The sequence below is a fragment of the Ruegeria sp. AB7 genome (assembly GCF_056542625.1).
The window spans coordinates 1-16,476 of the sequence record NZ_JBQGAC010000010.1 but is presented as its reverse complement, the minus strand read 5'-3'; the positions used below and the strand labels follow the sequence as shown (position 1 = coordinate 16,476).

Genomic DNA, 16,476 nt, shown 5'->3' with positions numbered 1-16,476 from the left:
CAAGGCGATCTAAGCAAGTTCTACGGCGGCCAGCTTTGCCATGATGTCATCGGTCTGTAGGTGGGTATAACGCATCAACATCCGCAAATCCCGATGCCCGCTGATCATTTGGACCTGCGCCAGCGACGATCCACTTTCCACAAAGCGTGACACCGCCTCGTGCCGAAGATCATGAAATGTCAGGTCAACCACACCTGCCCGTTGCCTGAGACGTTCAAAGACTAATCGCACAGAGTTACCAGACAGGGGCAAACACCGGTCGTCTTTGCTTGGCAGGTCCATCAATACGGCTACGGCATTTGGGCTGAGGCTGTTTTAAGATTTTTGCCATGGCCCATATCTCCTGTGTTGGAGACATCTTTTCCGTTTAAGTGCGGCGGACACAGTTTCCCGAGCAGCACAGCAGCAAGTGTTTTTCGCGTAAGACCTTGATCCATTGTGGGGAAAGGATGGTGGGTGATGAGAGACTCGAACTCCCGACATCTTCGGTGTAAACGAAGCGCTCTACCAACTGAGCTAATCACCCGTGAGGGCTCATGTAGCTAAGCCCGTGCGTGGGTGCAAGAGGGTATGGCACAATTTCTTTTGCAAAATTGCGCAAGGTTTCAGATCAGCGTTTAGGCAACTGGGCGCGGTTGCCAATCGAGCAAACTCATGTGTCATATCGTGGTTGAATAGCGAAATGCGGATATCGCTGTTCAGGCGAGGCGGATCAGACACGTTGTTTAGCGATTGAGCGCTCTACCTCGGGAGTTTCCGGTTTTAGAGAAGCGCGACAGCATATTGATCTTGGGTTGGGCGATTCTCGTTTTCCATCGAATTCTGAGTTCAATATGGGCCGTAGCTTTGGTTGTAAGGCCAAAGGGCCTTGCCTGCCATGTGTTGCCTCCGATATGCCCAGAGGGATTGCAACCCTCTGATCTGGAGGCAAAGAATGACGGGCGCCTGTCGCAGTCTGATCGCAGCTTTGGCCTTCTGCGCGATACTCGCTGCCCCGGTTCGGGCCGAGGGCGTGCTGGTATTTGCCGCCGCCAGCCTCAAGACCGCACTGGACGGGATTGCCAGAAGTTATGAGGCTGAGACCGGGCAAGAGGTGACGGTGTCGTACGCGGCCTCCTCTGTGCTGGCACGGCAGATACAAGCGGGGGCGCCCGCCGACCTGTTCATTTCGGCCAACGAGGATTGGATGGACGTGTTGCAGGATAAGGGCCTGATCGATACCGCTTCACGTATTGAGTTGCTGGGTAACGGGCTGGTTTTGATTGGTGCGCCGGGGGCTGACACGGCCGAGATTGAGGCGGGGTTTGACCTGAGCACCCGTCTAGGCAAAGGGTATCTGGCCATGGCTTTGGTCGATGCGGTGCCCGCGGGCATCTATGGCAAGGCCGCGTTACAGGGTCTGGGACTCTGGGGCGATGTTCAGGACCAGATCGCCCAGACGGACAATGTACGCGCCGCGCTGGCGCTGGTTGCGACGGGGGCGGCGCCTTTGGGGATCGTCTATCGCTCGGACGCTGTGGCTGATGAGCGGGTCGGGGTCATCGGTGTCATCCCTGCGGATGTCCATCCGGAAATTGTGTATCCGGCAGCCCTGACTTCTACTGCAGAACCTTCGGCGCAAGCGCTTTTGACCTATTTGCAAGGCAATTCCGCACGGGCCGAATTTGTGAGGCAGGGGTTCTCCCTGCCCGAAGGTTAGTACGATGGGATGGTTGGGCCCGGCAGAGATGGAGGCATTGCGCCTGTCGCTGCGCGTATCGTTCTGGGCAACGCTGATAACGTTGCCATTTGGGATTTTCATTGCCTATGCGCTTGCGCGCTGGCGGTTTCCGGGGCGCCAGTTGCTGAATGGTCTGGTTCACCTGCCACTGATCCTGCCGCCGGTGGTAACCGGCTATCTGCTGCTGCTGACCTTTGGGATTCAGGGGCCGTTGGGCGCGCCTTTGGCCGAGCTTGGGATCGTTTTTGCTTTCCGATGGACTGGCGCTGCGCTGGCTGCCGGGATCATGGCTTTTCCGCTGATGGTGCGCGCGATCCGGCTGTCGATCGAGGCAGTAGACCCAAAACTGGAACAGGCAGGCGCCACTTTGGGGGCGTCGCGTCTGCTGGTCTTTGGAACGGTGACGCTGCCAATGATCCTGCCTGGGGTCATTGCGGGCGCGATCCTGGCGTTTGCCAAGGCGATGGGAGAGTTCGGGGCCACGATCACCTTTGTTTCGAACATACCCGGTCAGACGCAGACGTTGCCCTCGGCAGTCTATGCGTTCTTGCAGGTTCCAGGGGGTGAGGCGGCGGCGACACGGTTGGTGATCATCTCGATCATCGTCGCCATGGGCGCGCTTTTGCTGTCGGAATATGTGGGCCGTCGTGTGGCCAAACGCGTGGCCGGATCATGAGCCTGTCCGTCCGCCTGCAACACCAGTTGCCCGGGATGAAGCTGGACCTCGATTTCGACGCACCTTCCGGTGTAACGGTTCTGTTTGGGCGTTCTGGTTCGGGAAAGACGACGGTGGTGAATGCAGTCGCGGGGCTACTGAGACCCGAGGCCGGGCGGGTCGCGGTTGGCGATTGGGTGTTGTTCGACACGGATCGCGGTGCGTGGCTGCCGCCACATAGACGGCGCTTGGGCTATATCTTTCAGGAAGGCCGTCTGTTCCCGCATCTGACCGTACGCCAGAACCTGAATTATGGTCGCTGGTTTGCACCGCGCGGGGCACGACGCGAAAACCCGGATCGGGTGATCGAGATGTTGGGTGTTGGCCATCTGCTGGACCGCCGCCCAGCCATGCTATCGGGGGGTGAGAAACAGCGCGTCGCCATTGGCCGCGCCCTGCTGGCCAGCCCGCGCCTGATCCTTGCGGATGAGCCTCTGGCCGCGCTCGACGACGCGCGCAAGGCCGAAATCCTGCCCTATTTCGAACGGTTGCGGGACGAGGTATCAGTACCGATACTCTATGTGACCCATTCGGCGGCCGAGGTTGCCCGGCTTGCAACGTCCGTGGTTGCGCTGCAGGACGGGCGTGTCGTGCGGCATGGTCCCGCGTCCGATGTTCTGTCGGACCCATCCGTGGCCCCTGCAGGCGTGCGCGCGGTGGGGGCCGTTCTGCGGGTCCGTGTTACGGCGCATCACGACGATGGCCTGTCCGAACTTGATGCCGGTGGCGCTCGTCTTTACCTGCCTCGGATTGCCCATCAAATCGGCGAAGAGCTGCGTATTCGTATTCCGGCGCAAGAGGTGATCCTGTCCAATAGACCACCCGAGGGTCTTTCAGCCTTGAATGTGTTGTCGGGGCAGGTCGAGGCAATCCGGGCAGGTGAGGGGCCCGGTGCAATCGTGTCGGTCAAAACAACTGCGGGTGTTGTGCTGGCGCGCGTGACCCGACGCTCGGTCGCGGCGCTGGGTTTGCAGCAGGGCAGTACATGCTATGCGGTGATCAAGACCGTCGCGCTGGCTCCGCAGGATGTCGGGGGGCGGGTTGTCTAGGACCTAGGCAAGCGCACGCGCCTCATGTTCGCGCAGGATCAGCCGCGCAGCAAGGCCGAAGCCGATATGTTCGTCCGAGGCGCGCTCGGGGAATATCTCGGCGAGTTCCTGCAGCGCGTCAGAAGACAGCGTGTGGAGGGTTTCTTCACCCAGAAACAGGCTTTCGGCCTGAGCCCCTTCGGCAAACAAAATCTCGTGCCTGTCCAGCAGGATATGCAGGTATTCGACCGGCTCATCACCGGTATCAATATCTATTCCCGGCCACGAGCACAGATGTTTGGCGGCGACCAACACTTCGGGCGCGCCAAACAGAATCTCGACCTTGGGGCCGTGGATCAGGAGGCGATGCTGTTGAGACACCAGCAAATCGCGGGATGGAACACCGGGTCCCAGACTGCCTGCGGTCAAACGCACCGGGCGCATCGCAGGATTTGCGCGCAACCGCTCGGGCGACATGGTGCTGCTTTCGATCCAGCGGATCGGCTGTATTCCGTGATCGGCAGTCAACACGTCGTCATCCACGCTCAGGGTCTCAATGGCGCGCTGGCCTTCCGCCGTTTCAATCAGAGTACCTGCGGTAAAGCAAACGCCTTCGATCGTGATATCAATGATCTGGGTCTGGGTTCCACTGAAGGTGAAGAAACCATTGGCGAAATTGGCGGTGACCGTCACCTCGAACGAGTCTAACTGGATCACTCCGTCATCAAGGCTATCGAAGAAGGCCGGGTCGACGGTATAGGTCCATGTGCCGTTCGCATCTATTGAGGCGGTGCCGAAATCCGGTTGATCGGAGATTGCCCAGGTGGCCCCGGTGAAGGTCCCGAAATCCGATGTTGCGGTGACATCGAGGTCACCCGAGGCGACATTCGGAGGAAAGCCGGTCACGTCGCCCGTGATATCGCCCGATATGGTTACAACCGAAGTCATCCGTTTTCCTGCTCGAGCGTTCTGGCAAATTCGGCATCGCGGTAAAGGCGCATATGCACCTGTTGCTGGTCATCGCGTGTCCATTCGACGATACGTTTTGTGGATAGGTCGCTGCTGAGACGATTGGTGCGCACGCGTGGGTGCGGGATGTCCCGTTTCAGCATGTCGACGATCTGACGAGTTTGGCCGAAGGGTGCCACCATATCGATGATCCAGAAGGATGAGCCACTGGCGAAATCGACATCTCTCAGCGGCTCTTCCTTCACTGCATAGCGATATTCGGCTTCCGGGCTGAGACCGGCAAATGTCACGAATCCGCGCGGAAAGCCGTTTTGGCGGAAGATGTGATACTGGCCCAATCTCAGCGGCGTTTCGAACGCATAGAGAACCTGTGCCAAACTGCGGTTACGATGCGTTTTGGTCAGGGCAGCCAGATAAAATAACGCACCGAAGTCGGCGTATTTTTCACCGGAAAGATCGAACCAGTCTTTGGGAAATGACTTTTCCACGGGCCACTCTGGAAACTGCTGATGCAGAGATCATAGCGCACCACATATTCAAAGAAAGAATTTTCACTCAAGCTGATGTGTTACGGGTTGAGTTAGACCTGAGGCCCGGTTTGACTATATTGATTCGTATAGGCTGGTTGGTCCTGCGTCGTCTCAGCCGTGATCGCGTTTTTCATAGGGTGTTTTATATGCGTTTTCTTACATGCCTCTCTTTGACAGCCATCATACTGGCCCCCACCATTGCGCAGTCTCAGGGCGTTGGTTTTGGCTATAAACTAAGACCGCAGTTCAGAACCCAGATCACGCCGCTAAAGGATGGAACCTACGAAGTGAAGCCTGTCGGTGGATCCTCGGCCGCGGTCACCTATTGGTGTGGAATTGGGGATTATGCAGTTCGCACATTGGGAGTTTCAAACTCGCAGCGGATTTATGTTTCCAAAGCTTACGAGAAAGGTGTTCGCACAGTGCAGTTTTCGCTAACTCCACCGCCCGGCGCGGATACCAATCCGGGGTATTCTTTGACCGTCAACAGGGTGGGTGAGAACCTGTCCGCCGCTTCGGCGCAAAACTACTGCTTTGATAATTCCATCGATATGGGGTTTTAGCGGTCAGACCCATTTGGCCAAGGGCGGCAGACTCATCAGAACAGCATCGGGGTCGTGCCCGGTTTCCAGACCAAACTTGGTGCCCCGGTCATAGACCAGATTGTATTCGGCATAGAGCCCACGATGCACCAGCTGGGTGTTTTTGTCCGCGTCGTCAAAGCTTTGCACCCGGCGTTTTTCGACCAGAGGCAGAAAGGCGGGCAGGAAGGCGCGACCGATGTCCTGCGTCAGCGCAAAATCCGCCTGCCAGTCGCCGGTGCAATAGTCATCCATGAAGATCCCGCCGACACCCCGAGCGCGCTTTCGGTGGGGGATATAAAAATACTCGTCAGCCCAATCTTTGAGGCGCGGGTAGTGGCCGAGTCCGTGCGGGTCGAGATGCGCTTTTTGGGTGGCGTGGAAATGGGCAGTGTCGTCGTCATATTCGATGCAGGGATTCAGGTCGGAGCCGCCGCCGAACCACCAGGCATGTGGAGTCCAGAACATCCGGGTGTTCATATGGACCGCAGGCACATGCGGGTTCTGCATATGGGCCACAAGGCTGATGCCCGAAGCCCAGAACCGGGGGTCGTCCTTCATCCCCGGAATACCCTTGCGCGCGGCCATCGCGTTTTGCGCGCGCTCACCCAGCGTACCAAAGACGGTTGAGACATTAACGCCCACCTTCTCGAACACGCGGCCCCCGCGCATCACCGACATCAGCCCGCCGCCCGCGTCGGAGCCATCGTCAGACTGCCGTTTAGTTTCTTTGACTTCGAACCTTCCCGGCTGAGAATCCGAGAAGGGGCCTGAGGTGTGGCTGTCTTCCAACGCTTCGAAGGCGGTTACGATGTCATCTCGCAACTGGCGGAACCAGGCAGCGGCGGTGGCTTTTTCGTTATCGAACATTGGGATCAGTGGGCCGGGGCTGCGACAGGGTCCAGCAGGGTGCGGCCTCCGTCAATGGTTAGAATTTGGCCTGTCATGAAGCCCGCAGCGTCCGACGCGAGAAATTGCGCGGTTTCGACCAGTTCGTTCGGAGCGGCAATCCGGGAAAGCGGAGTATGTTTTTCGATGTCGTCCCGGAAATCTCGGTTTTCTTTCAGCGTTGACTGCAATGAAGCGCTCATGACTGATCCCAGCGCGATGGAGTTTACGCGAATGCGGCTGGGCGCAAGTGCAACCGCCAACGAACGGGTCATCTGATCCAGCGCAGCGGTCGAAACGGAATAGGCCATCAGATCGGGATGGGTGCGGCGTGCGGCAATCGAGGACAGGTTGATGATTGACCCGGCAGGGTTCTCATCGTCTCCATCAGCCTGTTTGATAAATCGCTTAGCCACTAGTTGGCTAAGTCGCAGCGCGGGCATCAGGTTCTGGTTCAGCAATGTGCGCACGGAATCGTCATCGGTGTCCAGCGGGTCCGACGGGATCACCTGCCGCGCACCATTGATCAGGATATCAACCTGATCAAACGCATCCAGCGTGGCCGAAAGCAGATTGGCGATGGTCAACTTTTCACGCAGGTCACCGGCGAAATAACGGATGTTGCTGTCATCCGCCTGTTCGCCCAGCTCATCGGACAGGCGCTTTTCATCCATATCGGCGAACATGACATTGGCGCCTGCATCGGCAAAGTGCCGTCCGATGGCCAGTCCGATGCCGTTGGCACCCCCGGTGACGATTGCGGTCTTGCCCGCGATGGAAAAGGACATGCGAATCCTCCTGAGTTCTGGCGAAGGTTAGCGGGCCTCAGCCCCGAGGGCGAGAGGCATGGAAAACCTTGAAGCGGTTGTCTCCTGCCACTTCGTCAACACGGGCGAAAGCCTCGGCCAGCGTGGCCTCGTAAGGCAGGTGGCGATTTGCAACCATCCAGAGTTGACCGTTGCGGGTGAGGTTGCATGCAGCACTGGTGATAAAGCCCTGGCCCAATGTCGGGTCGGCGCTGCGCGAGGTGTGAAAGGGCGGATTCATGATCACCATGTCCAGCGGCTCGGGCGCGCTCCATTTGGTGGCGTCGGCCCAGTGGAACTGCGCACGGGTGTCGGTGACATTGGCGCGGGCACAAGTAAGGGCGGTGTGGTCGGCCTCCACCAGATGCAGGCTGCGCAAGGTGTCGTCGATCAGCATGGCGGACAGAAAGCCCCAACCTGCACCCAGATCAGCGATACGCGTGCCGCGCTTGGTTGGCAGAGACTTCAGCAGCAGGGCCGAGGCAGGATCGATACCATCGGCGGAAAACACACCGGGCGCGGTATGGAAGCCGTCAACCATTTGGTTTTCAGGCGCAGCCCAGTCGGCAAAGGCGTCCGCATCAGACTGAAACCAGAAAATCTTGCCATGTGCCTTCGAGATTGGACCCTCGATCGCGACCCGCTTGCGGATGTCTTTCAGCAAACTGTCGACGCCATCGGTTTTGGCCCCGTCCACCACGATGACCCCGCTGGCGCGGCTGCAGGCCTGATGGATCAGCGCCCGGGCCAGCGCCTTGGCGCGCGGTAGAAACACGACCGCATCCTGGCAAGGCGCGTCACTATTGGGCGTTGCGACAAAGCCCTGCGTGGCAAAGTGATCGTGGAATGGTTTGAACGGTTGCACCATCTGCGCCTCGCGCGGAAGGTCCGACAAATCGTGGTCCAGGGTGGGCGCCAAGACAGTCAGCGGTTGCGACAGGCTGAGCCCGCTGTTCAGGGCTAGATCAAGGCGAGAGGACATGGCCGTGCGTTATTCTTCGCGTTCCATGGTGCATTGCAGCGGGTGCTGATGCCTGCGCGCGAAATCCATGACTTGCCCGACCTTGGTCTCGGCAATCTCATGGCTGAACACGCCAACCACGGCGACACCTTTCTTGTGGACGGTCAGCATGATTTCAAACGCTTGCGCATGGGTCATGCCGAAGAACCGTTCCAGCACATGCACCACGAACTCCATCGGCGTGTAATCGTCATTCAGCAACAACACCTTATACAGCGGCGGCCGCTTGGTCTTGGGGCGCGTTTGCACCAGGACCGACGTGTCGTCGTCTTCGTCGTCCTTTTCAGACATGATCCACTGGTGTTTGCGCATTGCTGTAAGAGAATCTCGATTAACACTACGAATTGTTTCCCGGCTTATATAACGTCACGGTGGCCAGAGAAAAGAGCAACCGGACGGAAATGCGATGCGGGACAAGCTGACAACAATCGGGTTCGATGCAGACGATACCCTTTGGCATAACGAGCGTTTCTTCCAGCTGACTCAGGCATATTTTGCCGAATTGCTCGCCGATCACGCCGATCACGATCACCTGATGGAACGTCTACTTGCCGCCGAAAAGCGCAACATCCAGCACTATGGGTATGGCATCAAGGGCTTTACACTGTCGATGATCGAGACAGCGATTGAGGTGACGGAAGATCGCGTACCGGCGCGCGTCATCCGCCAACTTGTTGAAGCGGGGCAGGAGATGCTGGCACATCCCATCGAACTGCTCCCCCATGCGCGCGAGGCCATCGAGGCGGTGGCCGAGACGCATAAGGTTCTGCTGATCACCAAGGGCGACCTGATCGATCAGGAGCGTAAGCTGGCGCAATCCGGATTGGGTGAGCTGTTCGATGGCGTCGAGATCGTGAGCGAAAAAACGGCGGCGACCTATGCGGAGATTTTTGACCAGTACGGTGATGGACCCGACGCTTCGATGATGATCGGAAACTCGATGCGTTCTGACGTGGTGGCCCCAATCGAAGCCGGGTGCTGGGGCGTGCATGTCCCGCACGGGTTGGTATGGGAGGTCGAGCAGGCCGAGGTCCCAACTTCCAACCCACGGTTCCGCGAGTTGAAGGATTTGGGTGATCTTTCAGCTTTGATTGATCAGATTTCCTGACCTGTTGCCGTTTGACATCAGTCACAAAAAATTCGATGACACGGCTTGCCTGAAATTCGGCACAATCGCCGGTATGGTGTTCGGGCGCGCATGAAACACCATATGTAGCGTGAATCTGATTGTGTATATGATCCACTCAAACGCAGCTTTCAGTTTCTTTAAACCCGTCCCTGTGTTAGCCTGAAGAATATCAAAATAAAAATTGCTGACCGGGAAAACCCGGCGGCGCGAGGCAGACAGAGGCAAAGATCGTGCAGATTCGGCGGACAGTTCCGGCCCGAATGGGCTTATTACTTATAGCATTTCTGTGGCTGCTTTCATTTGCACCACTTCAGGGCATGGCGGCCCCTTACGCGGCCATGGTGATCGACGCACGCACCGGAGAAGTGCTGCATTCCCGCAATGCCGACACGCGGTTGCATCCGGCATCTCTGACCAAGATGATGACGCTGTATATTGCGTTTGAGGCCGTGCGGAATGGTGAGATCACGTTGGACACTCAGGTGCGCATCACCAAGGCGGCAGCGGCTGAGCCGCCCTCGAAGCTGGGTTTGCGCACTGGGCAGCGAATCGCGTTTCGCTATCTGATCCGGGCGGCGGCGGTGAAATCCGCCAATGACGCGGCAACCGCGATCGGCATCGCCCTCAGCGGGTCCGAGGCGGCGTTTGCTCGTCGCATGACCCGCACCGCCAAAGCGATGGGGATGAGCCGGACCACCTTCAAGAATGCCCATGGTCTGACCGAGTCGGGGCATTTGTCGACCGCGCGGGATATGACCACGCTGGGCCGTCACCTGCTGTATGATTACCCGCAGTACTACAACTTGTTCTCGCGCCAATCGACGAATGCCGGGATCAAGACTGTACCGAACACCAACCGCCGCCTTTTGGCAGCCTATCGGGGCGCCGATGGGATCAAGACCGGCTATACCCGCGCTGCAGGGTTTAATCTGGTTGCTTCGGCCAAGCGCAAGGATGAACGTATTATCGCGACCGTCTTCGGTGGCAAATCAGGTGCATCGCGCAACGCCCGGGTGGCCGAGCTTTTGGATATGGGTTTCCGCCGTGCCCCCTCGCGTGCGCCAATCCGTAAGCCCGCCCGCCCGGCCTATGCAGGGAATGCAGGTCTGGGTAGCGCACAAGTGGTCGCCCAAGCGGGCCCGCCGAAAAAGAGCCTGCGCCCGGTGTTGCGCCCGGTGGCGAGCGAAACGGTTCAGGTCGCGGGGTCGGTCGCCGCAACGGCTGAAAAAGACAACACCCGGATTCAGGACGGTATCGCTGCTGCGATTGCAGCAGCAGATATAGCACCGTCGGATGGCGCCAAGCCTTCCGAAAACGTGGTGCTGGCCTCGGTCGAACCGGCCAAACAGCCCGAGCCTGAACCCGAAGTTGTGACCCGCTTGTCCACATCCGGCGGTCACCTTTGGGGCGTCAATGTTGGCCGCTACACCACACGGTATGAGGCCGAGAAGGTTCTGTTGAAAACTGCGCTGTCGGAAATGACCACTTTGGAAGGCACTTTGCGTAAGGTGAACCAAAGCTCGCGTGGGTTTGACGCGACATTTCAGGGCATGACCCGCGAGCAGGCTGATCTGGCCTGTCGTCGGTTACAGGCGCGCAATGTCACGTGTTTCATGATCGGGCCGTCATAAGACCCGGCATTCTCTCCTGGATGGGCCTGGGCTGCGATGACCTCGCAGCCCATTTTTTATGGCAAATCAATCGAAGACGTGGCCGTGCTTGTACTGTTCATCTTGCCCGGCCGCCGCAGTTAAGGCTGCAACGTTATCCTTGGTGAAGAAACCGTCGTAGTGATGACAACGTTCGATGTATTCGGTGATCAGCAGCGTGTGTTTCGAGTGCTTTGAGAAGATCTGTTTCAGGTTCGGATCATCTTTGCATTCCCCGACCACATGGGCCAGGAACGGAACGCCCTTGTCTTTAAGAGTGTTGACCACGAAATCGACATTTTTCTCACCCGCGCCATGGTCGCCGTCCTGAATTTCAACCGCCATGTGGTGCAAGCGTCGTCCGAAATTACGCACGAAATCCTCGGTTGGCATCGGCAATTGCTCGAAAGAGTTCACGAACGACGGCGTGTTGTTAGCAGTAAAGACCTTGGCAGGGGATTTCTTGTCGTCATCCACATTGGCATTGCGATTCACATTGGTCGACGAGTTCATGTCGAAGATGTTGTACGCCCCCCAGAAGTAATAAGGCACCATGGTCAGAAATTCGAGGATCGCGTCCTCACGTTCCCCGGCCAGAATGCGTGTCGCCAGATGATCGATCCCCAGCATCAGGGGTGCGATTTTGCTATCCGTTCCAAACGCAGCGGCCTGATCCAGCTTGGCTTGTTCCACATCGCTCAGCAAAACACGGTCGCCTAACCCCAGACTGTCTGTGTCGTTGAAATCCAGCGTGGAATAGCCGACGCGATTGCACGTGAAATCCGATGGCGTCGTAAAGCGGTATCCTTCCAGCGTGTAGAACGGATTTTCGGTGTCCCCAGAATATTCGAACCGAATATTCTGATCCTCCAGCGTTCCGGTCAGCGCCTTCAGGTCGGTGGCACCGTAAATCTCACCTACATATCGCGTCTGCGGCTTACCGCGCGCCAGCGGGTACATACGATTGATACGCGGGATGAAATCCTCGAATGCCGGGCTGAGCGGAGCCATCAGGATCAGCGCCGGATAATCGGCATGCGAATGCATCACCGAGAACTTGTGTGTCTGTCCCAAATAGCTGGCGGTGTGGCGATAGGGGGTCATCACATAAAGCTCGACCAGCGTGTCAAACAGCGCATCTGTCTCGACCTGAATGACAATGGCCCGCATCGCACCGACTTGATCCGCAATGCCCGAGCTGATGCGGCGCTCGTAAATCCTGGGAAGATATTCGGTGAAGAAGTCCGAGTTCTTCTTGTCGCCCCTTGGCTGGTAGGACATCAGATCAAAAGACATAGGCTCACCTCCTTGCGGCGCGTTGCTTGGATTTGTGGTAGTCAGATCATGCACTTGCCGCGATGCTAGGCGCAAAGCTTTGCTTGGGCAACTGCCTGTTCAGAGAAGCATCAGATGGAATGCTTGGTTTACACGTGCGAATGTGAACTTCGGGTCGGGCACGCCTAATCGGCAGTAATCCCGTACTTGAAGGCTAAGTCGCCAAGAACTGTGCCTTTCTGTGGTCCGTTTGCGTGAAAGAAACGTCTCACATTGGCCTGATAGAAATGCGTCACACAGGTTTTGGGAGTCGATACGTCGCCTATCGATATCCCTTCAGAGAAAAGCATGTAGCCTTTGGTGTTCCCAATCGGATTGAAAACCTCGTGGCTGAAGGCTTTATCGATATTATCGGATTTCTGGAAAACATGATTAAGAAGATCGGGCCCGAATGTAGTCTGTCTGCTGGTCACAATTTCGCGGCGTTCGCGGCCAGAGAATTGTCTTGCCTTTTTGGCGCGGCGCGGTGGAACCCAATCGGGAATAGCCTCGGGGTCCAGAGCAATCTCAAGCAGTTCTGACAATTCCTGAGACTCCGAGGGGACTCGCAGAACATTGTTGTTCAATAGCTTCGATTCCGCGTCCGCCCTGGCAAGAATGATATCCGTATCCGGCAGGGGCTGAAGCGCCACGCAATCGCAATCTGCCCAGATATAATTAGTGTCCCGCATTAGAATGAGCCTGAATATGTCGGATGCCACTCGAGGAGTCGTGCCAAGCTTGGTCAGAATCTGCGAATCCAAAACCTCCCGATAGTCTCGGAGCGGAAGGTCGCTCTCGGTTTCGCGCAGCGACTCCTCGCAGAACAGTTCTACGGGATGCCCGATATCCTGAAATGTTTTGATCGCGACTTTGTTGAACCATGGCAGTTCATTGCCAAGCCACAGAAATCCAACTGTTTTCACCGCCACCTCGATCGAAGATTTAATGCATCCGGGACATTCAGGGAATGTTGGTCAACATTAGTAGCCATGTTCGCGGGGGCAAGTAAGAACGCACGTTCTGAATGAAATAGCATGCTTGTGCATCTAAACACGGCCATTGAAGCTGGGATATATCCGAGCAGGCGAATGACCGATCAAGGATAAGCGCAGTTTCAGGTAATTAACATGACGCTCTAACGGATGAATTTTGTGACCTCGACTCCGCCCGCGATCAGGTTCTCGCGCACCGAGTGCGCGATCTGAACTGCCGTCGGGCCATCACCATGCAGGCAGATCGTATCGATTGAGGTCTCAAGGCGTTTGCCGGATTTGGTGATGATGGCGCCTTCCTTCACCATTTCCAGAATACGTGGTCCGGCCAGCGCCGGATCATGGATCACGGCTCCCGGCAGTGACCGATCCACCAAAGTGCCATCGTCATTATAGGCACGATCGGCAAAAATCTCGCCCACCCATTTGCAGCCCAGCTCGCGCACCGCTTCTTCTTGTTTGGTGACCGCCAGCACCATGATGATGATGTCCGGGTCCACGTCCAATGCACCCTGATAACAGGCCCGCGCCATATCGATATCGACCGAACACATGTTGGCCAGCGCCCCGTGCAATTTCAGGTGCCGTACTTCAGTGCCCACCGCCTTGGCCATGCCGATTGCCGATCCCAGTTGATAGCGTACCAGATTGCGCAAACTGTCATGGGGCACTTTCATGTTTCGACGCCCAAATCCCTGCAGATCAGGAAAACCGGGATGCGCACCGATGCCCACACCGTTCTGGGCTGCCAGAGCCATGGTCTTGGCCATCACATCAGGGTCACCCGCATGAAAGCCACAGGCAATATTGGCCGAGGTGATGATCTTCAGAAGGCTTTCATCATCACCCATCTTCCACGGGCCAAAGCTTTCGCCCATATCGGCATTCAGATCGACGCTCGGCATCGCAATAACTCCTTATTCGGTGGCAGAGATCATTCCGCTGATCAGTTGGTAGGACAGGAGGTCCGGGATGTCATGTGGATCGCGGACCAAGGGTTCAACACGGGCGGGCAGGCGGGCAAGGTCGGCCTTAAATGCGGCTTGCAGCGCGATGGCTTGTTCCAGTGTTACGAATTCGAAGCGCACCTCGCCTCCCGCCGGGGTCTGTGCAGCGCGGGGCAGATCACAGGGCAGAACGGTTGCGATGCGCGGGTAACCTCCGGTGGTCTGGCACTCGGGCAGTAGGATGAAGGGCGCACCGGTGCCGGTCATCTGTATATCGCCGGGGGTTATGACTTCGGACAGTATGTTCAACTGACCCTTGGCGGCGAAGCCGTCACCTTCACTATCCAGCTGCATGCCCATCCGGTTGGCTCGGGCGCCGCGGCGGAATGTCGTTTGCGTAAACCGTGCCAGCGTCTCGTCATCGAACAGTGCAGTTTGAAAGCTGGCCACAACCCGCAACGTCCCACCCGAAAACCGATCCTCCGAACGCAGCTTCAGGCCGGTCTTGCCGGTTTCCGTCGAAGGCAGGTGATCACCCGCTTGAACGGCGCGCCCGATCCTTGCGGTCAGATGGGCCGCGCGTGAGCCGAGCGTCATGTCGGTCCCGATCCCGCCACCCAGATTCAGATACCCGTAACTGCCCTGCAGCACCGACCCGACTACCAGCCGCTGCCCAGCCTCCATCTGATGCGAGGCATTCCACAAGACGGGGCTGCCATCGATACTGGCCTGCATCGGTGCGCCGGTCAGCGCGATGGCGGTTGGTGCGGTTGCCTCAAACTCACCACCCATCCCCGCCATTTCGAGGGCGGCGCTCGTTGGGGTGTTACCAAGCAACGCGGCCCCTTCATAAAGCGCCGCTATATCTGCGGCACCCGAACGCGACAGGCCTTGATCCAGATACCCGGTGCGCCCTTGATCCTGAACCGTGCAAGCTGGGCCGATGCGATGGACGATCAGCGTCATGTCGTGATCTCCTCGCAACTCGCACCACCAGAGCCATCAGTGCAGGTTGTACGGATGTCCTCAAGCTCTTCGCGCGAGACTGAGATGAACTGCATCTCATCACCGGGGTTGAGGGCAAAACTTCGCCCCATGTCCGGACGAAAGCAACGAAACGCGGTTTGTCCAACATGACGCCATCCGGTTGGGGTTGGCCCCGAGAACAGGACAAATTGCGAAATTGCCAAAACCAACGCCCCTTCAGGTACCATCGGCGTCAGCTCTTTCAGGCGTGGAATGTTGAATTCGGGTCCGAGTGGCCCGAGATAAGGTTGGCCCGGCGCAAATCCGATGGTTAAAACCCGTACACGCGATTGGCTGAGACGATCAATGGCGTCCGCTGGTGACAACCCTGCTGCCAATGCCGCATCTTCTAGCTGTGGCGCAAGATCGGAACCGTAGACCGTCGGCACTTTCCAGAATCGTCGCCCCGCAGGCAAAGGTGCAGCGTACCAATCGCGACTGACCAGCATAGCCCGCAGCAACTCTTCGATGTCATGATGCGACAGGTTTAATGGATCAAACCTTATGAATGCAGATGCCAGCGAGGCCGAAGTCTCAAGCACGCCGTCAATCTGCTGCGCCTCGACTGCGCCCCGAAACGCCAGGGCTGCGCGGTTCGACGGCTCGGACATGGTTTGCGCAAAGGTCACCAAGAGACCGTCAAATCCAACGGTTCGCAGCAAGGGAAACTTAATGTCATTCGTCATATCAAGGTCACAGGCGTATCGGGTTTGCTTTGAAAAGACCTGAGCCTATCCATAGACAATGCGCAAGGCCCTGTAAGACCAACTTGCATTGCGCCTGGCGGCGCCGATATCGGGTGCGATTCCGGGATTGGAAATGAATCGCTGATTGCCGTCGAGTCGGTATAGTCTTGTGGGTGACTGCAATGCTCTCACTATATGTTGGGTTTGAACCAACAAGCACTGAAACCTAGGCGGTATATCTGATGTGCTTGAAGGATGATTTTCGCCGATTTCCATGAGGTGAGTTCCATTCAACCATTTGAAATTATTGTATAAAAAATGAATTTGAAGTTTTTTGCGATATTCTTGAATTTTCCACTTGCGCGTTGAATGCGTAAGGCATAGAACGCCCTTCACCGGCGCTGCTGAGGTGCTGGGACGCGGTGGAAGCTGCGGAGACGCTCGGGAGAGACTGGGGGCATCTGAGGTTTTT

General features: G+C 57.3%; 18 protein-coding genes and 1 tRNA gene. 6 read left to right on the top strand and 13 right to left on the bottom strand.

The genetic code is table 11. From position 1 onward, the window contains the following. Positions 1 to 9: 9 nt before the first annotated feature. A complete protein-coding gene (locus ACR0EN_RS19505) occupies positions 10 to 282 on the bottom strand; it encodes a tyrosine-type recombinase/integrase (RefSeq protein WP_170818660.1) in 273 nt (90 codons plus the stop codon). Between the two features lie 168 nt (positions 283 to 450). Then, positions 451 to 526, bottom strand: a tRNA-Val gene (locus tag ACR0EN_RS19500). A gap of 408 nt (positions 527 to 934) precedes the next feature. Here ACR0EN_RS19500 and modA point away from each other — a divergent pair. Genes modA through modC form a run of 3 tightly spaced genes read left to right on the top strand, consistent with a single transcriptional unit; the run spans position 935 to position 3,484 of the window. Then, the gene (gene modA / locus ACR0EN_RS19495) at positions 935 to 1,699 is read left to right on the top strand and encodes a molybdate ABC transporter substrate-binding protein (protein WP_480588360.1); all 765 of its coding nucleotides are present in this window, start codon (positions 935 to 937) and stop codon (positions 1,697 to 1,699) included. A 4-nt stretch (positions 1,700 to 1,703) separates the two neighbouring features. After that, on the top strand, positions 1,704 to 2,396 hold the full coding sequence (gene modB / locus ACR0EN_RS19490; protein ID WP_170423885.1) for a molybdate ABC transporter permease subunit: 693 nt from the start codon (positions 1,704 to 1,706) through the stop codon (positions 2,394 to 2,396). Next, positions 2,393 to 3,484, top strand: a complete 1,092-nt coding sequence (gene modC / locus ACR0EN_RS19485) for a molybdenum ABC transporter ATP-binding protein (RefSeq protein ID WP_170396032.1) — start codon at positions 2,393 to 2,395, stop codon at positions 3,482 to 3,484. Before modB ends, modC begins: the two co-directional genes overlap by 4 nt. 3 nt (positions 3,485 to 3,487) lie before the next feature. Here modC and ACR0EN_RS19480 read toward each other — a convergent pair whose 3' ends face one another. Next, positions 3,488 to 4,411, bottom strand: coding sequence for a Hint domain-containing protein (locus tag ACR0EN_RS19480; RefSeq protein ID WP_480588358.1), 924 nt, complete (start codon positions 4,409 to 4,411; stop codon positions 3,488 to 3,490). Continuing rightward, positions 4,408 to 4,920: a toxin-activating lysine-acyltransferase gene (locus tag ACR0EN_RS19475; RefSeq protein WP_170408881.1), complete on the bottom strand. Its 513-nt coding sequence runs from the start codon at positions 4,918 to 4,920 to the stop codon at positions 4,408 to 4,410. Before ACR0EN_RS19475 ends, ACR0EN_RS19480 begins: the two co-directional genes overlap by 4 nt. A gap of 188 nt (positions 4,921 to 5,108) precedes the next feature. Here ACR0EN_RS19475 and ACR0EN_RS19470 point away from each other — a divergent pair, with 188 nt between their 5' ends. Continuing rightward, positions 5,109 to 5,525, top strand: a complete 417-nt coding sequence (locus ACR0EN_RS19470) for a hypothetical protein (protein ID WP_170396038.1) — start codon at positions 5,109 to 5,111, stop codon at positions 5,523 to 5,525. A gap of 3 nt (positions 5,526 to 5,528) precedes the next feature. Here the strand turns inward: ACR0EN_RS19470 and hemF are convergent, their stop codons facing one another. From hemF to clpS, 4 genes are read right to left on the bottom strand one after another with little or no spacing between them, the layout of a single operon-like run. Beyond that, the gene (gene hemF / locus ACR0EN_RS19465; protein WP_480588355.1) at positions 5,529 to 6,413 is read right to left on the bottom strand and encodes an oxygen-dependent coproporphyrinogen oxidase; all 885 of its coding nucleotides are present in this window, start codon (positions 6,411 to 6,413) and stop codon (positions 5,529 to 5,531) included. Positions 6,414 to 6,418: 5 nt separating this feature from the next. Beyond that, on the bottom strand, positions 6,419 to 7,219 hold the full coding sequence (locus ACR0EN_RS19460; protein WP_170408883.1) for an SDR family NAD(P)-dependent oxidoreductase: 801 nt from the start codon (positions 7,217 to 7,219) through the stop codon (positions 6,419 to 6,421). A 37-nt stretch (positions 7,220 to 7,256) separates the two neighbouring features. Next, positions 7,257 to 8,219, bottom strand: a complete 963-nt coding sequence (locus tag ACR0EN_RS19455) for a class I SAM-dependent methyltransferase (RefSeq protein WP_480588353.1) — start codon at positions 8,217 to 8,219, stop codon at positions 7,257 to 7,259. 9 nt (positions 8,220 to 8,228) lie between these two features. Further along, the gene (gene clpS / locus ACR0EN_RS19450) at positions 8,229 to 8,570 is read right to left on the bottom strand and encodes an ATP-dependent Clp protease adapter ClpS (protein WP_170396046.1); all 342 of its coding nucleotides are present in this window, start codon (positions 8,568 to 8,570) and stop codon (positions 8,229 to 8,231) included. A gap of 94 nt (positions 8,571 to 8,664) precedes the next feature. Here clpS and ACR0EN_RS19445 point away from each other — a divergent pair, with 94 nt between their 5' ends. Both ACR0EN_RS19445 and ACR0EN_RS19440 read left to right on the top strand, forming a co-directional pair. Beyond that, positions 8,665 to 9,366 carry an HAD family hydrolase gene (locus ACR0EN_RS19445; protein WP_223117606.1) on the top strand — a complete coding sequence of 234 codons (702 nt, stop codon included), beginning with the start codon at positions 8,665 to 8,667 and terminating at the stop codon, positions 9,364 to 9,366. A 281-nt stretch (positions 9,367 to 9,647) separates the two neighbouring features. Continuing rightward, complete coding sequence (locus ACR0EN_RS19440) at positions 9,648 to 11,018, top strand: D-alanyl-D-alanine carboxypeptidase family protein (protein ID WP_170396050.1); 1,371 nt, start codon at positions 9,648 to 9,650, stop codon at positions 11,016 to 11,018. A 66-nt stretch (positions 11,019 to 11,084) separates the two neighbouring features. On the opposite strand, the gene ACR0EN_RS19435 is transcribed toward ACR0EN_RS19440, so the two are convergent. From ACR0EN_RS19435 to ACR0EN_RS19415, 5 genes are all read right to left on the bottom strand, one after another. Then, on the bottom strand, positions 11,085 to 12,332 hold the full coding sequence (locus ACR0EN_RS19435; protein WP_170515537.1) for a hypothetical protein: 1,248 nt from the start codon (positions 12,330 to 12,332) through the stop codon (positions 11,085 to 11,087). Between the two features lie 164 nt (positions 12,333 to 12,496). After that, complete coding sequence (locus ACR0EN_RS19430; RefSeq protein WP_480588351.1) at positions 12,497 to 13,276, bottom strand: hypothetical protein; 780 nt, start codon at positions 13,274 to 13,276, stop codon at positions 12,497 to 12,499. A 212-nt stretch (positions 13,277 to 13,488) separates the two neighbouring features. Continuing rightward, the gene (locus tag ACR0EN_RS19425; protein WP_170514124.1) at positions 13,489 to 14,250 is read right to left on the bottom strand and encodes a 5-oxoprolinase subunit PxpA; all 762 of its coding nucleotides are present in this window, start codon (positions 14,248 to 14,250) and stop codon (positions 13,489 to 13,491) included. 12 nt (positions 14,251 to 14,262) lie between these two features. After that, positions 14,263 to 15,258 carry a 5-oxoprolinase subunit C family protein gene (locus ACR0EN_RS19420; protein ID WP_170566522.1) on the bottom strand — a complete coding sequence of 332 codons (996 nt, stop codon included), beginning with the start codon at positions 15,256 to 15,258 and terminating at the stop codon, positions 14,263 to 14,265. Beyond that, positions 15,255 to 16,004, bottom strand: coding sequence for a 5-oxoprolinase subunit B family protein (locus ACR0EN_RS19415; protein ID WP_170818666.1), 750 nt, complete (start codon positions 16,002 to 16,004; stop codon positions 15,255 to 15,257). The genes ACR0EN_RS19420 and ACR0EN_RS19415 overlap by 4 nt, the downstream gene beginning before the upstream one ends. Positions 16,005 to 16,476 lie beyond the last annotated feature (472 nt).

What these genes read in the sequence shown, in the direction of transcription:
- ACR0EN_RS19505 (WP_170818660.1), bottom strand. Translation starts at nt 282, where the DNA reads ATGGACCTGCCAAGCAAAGACGACCGGTGTTTGCCCCTGTCTGGTAAC.
- modA (WP_480588360.1), top strand. Translation starts at nt 935, where the DNA reads ATGACGGGCGCCTGTCGCAGTCTGATCGCAGCTTTGGCCTTCTGCGCG.
- modB (WP_170423885.1), top strand. Translation starts at nt 1,704, where the DNA reads ATGGGATGGTTGGGCCCGGCAGAGATGGAGGCATTGCGCCTGTCGCTG.
- modC (WP_170396032.1), top strand. Translation starts at nt 2,393, where the DNA reads ATGAGCCTGTCCGTCCGCCTGCAACACCAGTTGCCCGGGATGAAGCTG.
- ACR0EN_RS19480 (WP_480588358.1), bottom strand. Translation starts at nt 4,411, where the DNA reads ATGACTTCGGTTGTAACCATATCGGGCGATATCACGGGCGACGTGACC.
- ACR0EN_RS19470 (WP_170396038.1), top strand. Translation starts at nt 5,109, where the DNA reads ATGCGTTTTCTTACATGCCTCTCTTTGACAGCCATCATACTGGCCCCC.
- hemF (WP_480588355.1), bottom strand. Translation starts at nt 6,413, where the DNA reads ATGTTCGATAACGAAAAAGCCACCGCCGCTGCCTGGTTCCGCCAGTTG.
- ACR0EN_RS19460 (WP_170408883.1), bottom strand. Translation starts at nt 7,219, where the DNA reads ATGTCCTTTTCCATCGCGGGCAAGACCGCAATCGTCACCGGGGGTGCC.
- ACR0EN_RS19455 (WP_480588353.1), bottom strand. Translation starts at nt 8,219, where the DNA reads ATGTCCTCTCGCCTTGATCTAGCCCTGAACAGCGGGCTCAGCCTGTCG.
- clpS (WP_170396046.1), bottom strand. Translation starts at nt 8,570, where the DNA reads ATGCGCAAACACCAGTGGATCATGTCTGAAAAGGACGACGAAGACGAC.
- ACR0EN_RS19445 (WP_223117606.1), top strand. Translation starts at nt 8,665, where the DNA reads ATGCGGGACAAGCTGACAACAATCGGGTTCGATGCAGACGATACCCTT.
- ACR0EN_RS19440 (WP_170396050.1), top strand. Translation starts at nt 9,648, where the DNA reads ATGGGCTTATTACTTATAGCATTTCTGTGGCTGCTTTCATTTGCACCA.
- ACR0EN_RS19435 (WP_170515537.1), bottom strand. Translation starts at nt 12,332, where the DNA reads ATGTCTTTTGATCTGATGTCCTACCAGCCAAGGGGCGACAAGAAGAAC.
- ACR0EN_RS19425 (WP_170514124.1), bottom strand. Translation starts at nt 14,250, where the DNA reads ATGCCGAGCGTCGATCTGAATGCCGATATGGGCGAAAGCTTTGGCCCG.
- ACR0EN_RS19420 (WP_170566522.1), bottom strand. Translation starts at nt 15,258, where the DNA reads ATGACGCTGATCGTCCATCGCATCGGCCCAGCTTGCACGGTTCAGGAT.
- ACR0EN_RS19415 (WP_170818666.1), bottom strand. Translation starts at nt 16,004, where the DNA reads ATGACGAATGACATTAAGTTTCCCTTGCTGCGAACCGTTGGATTTGAC.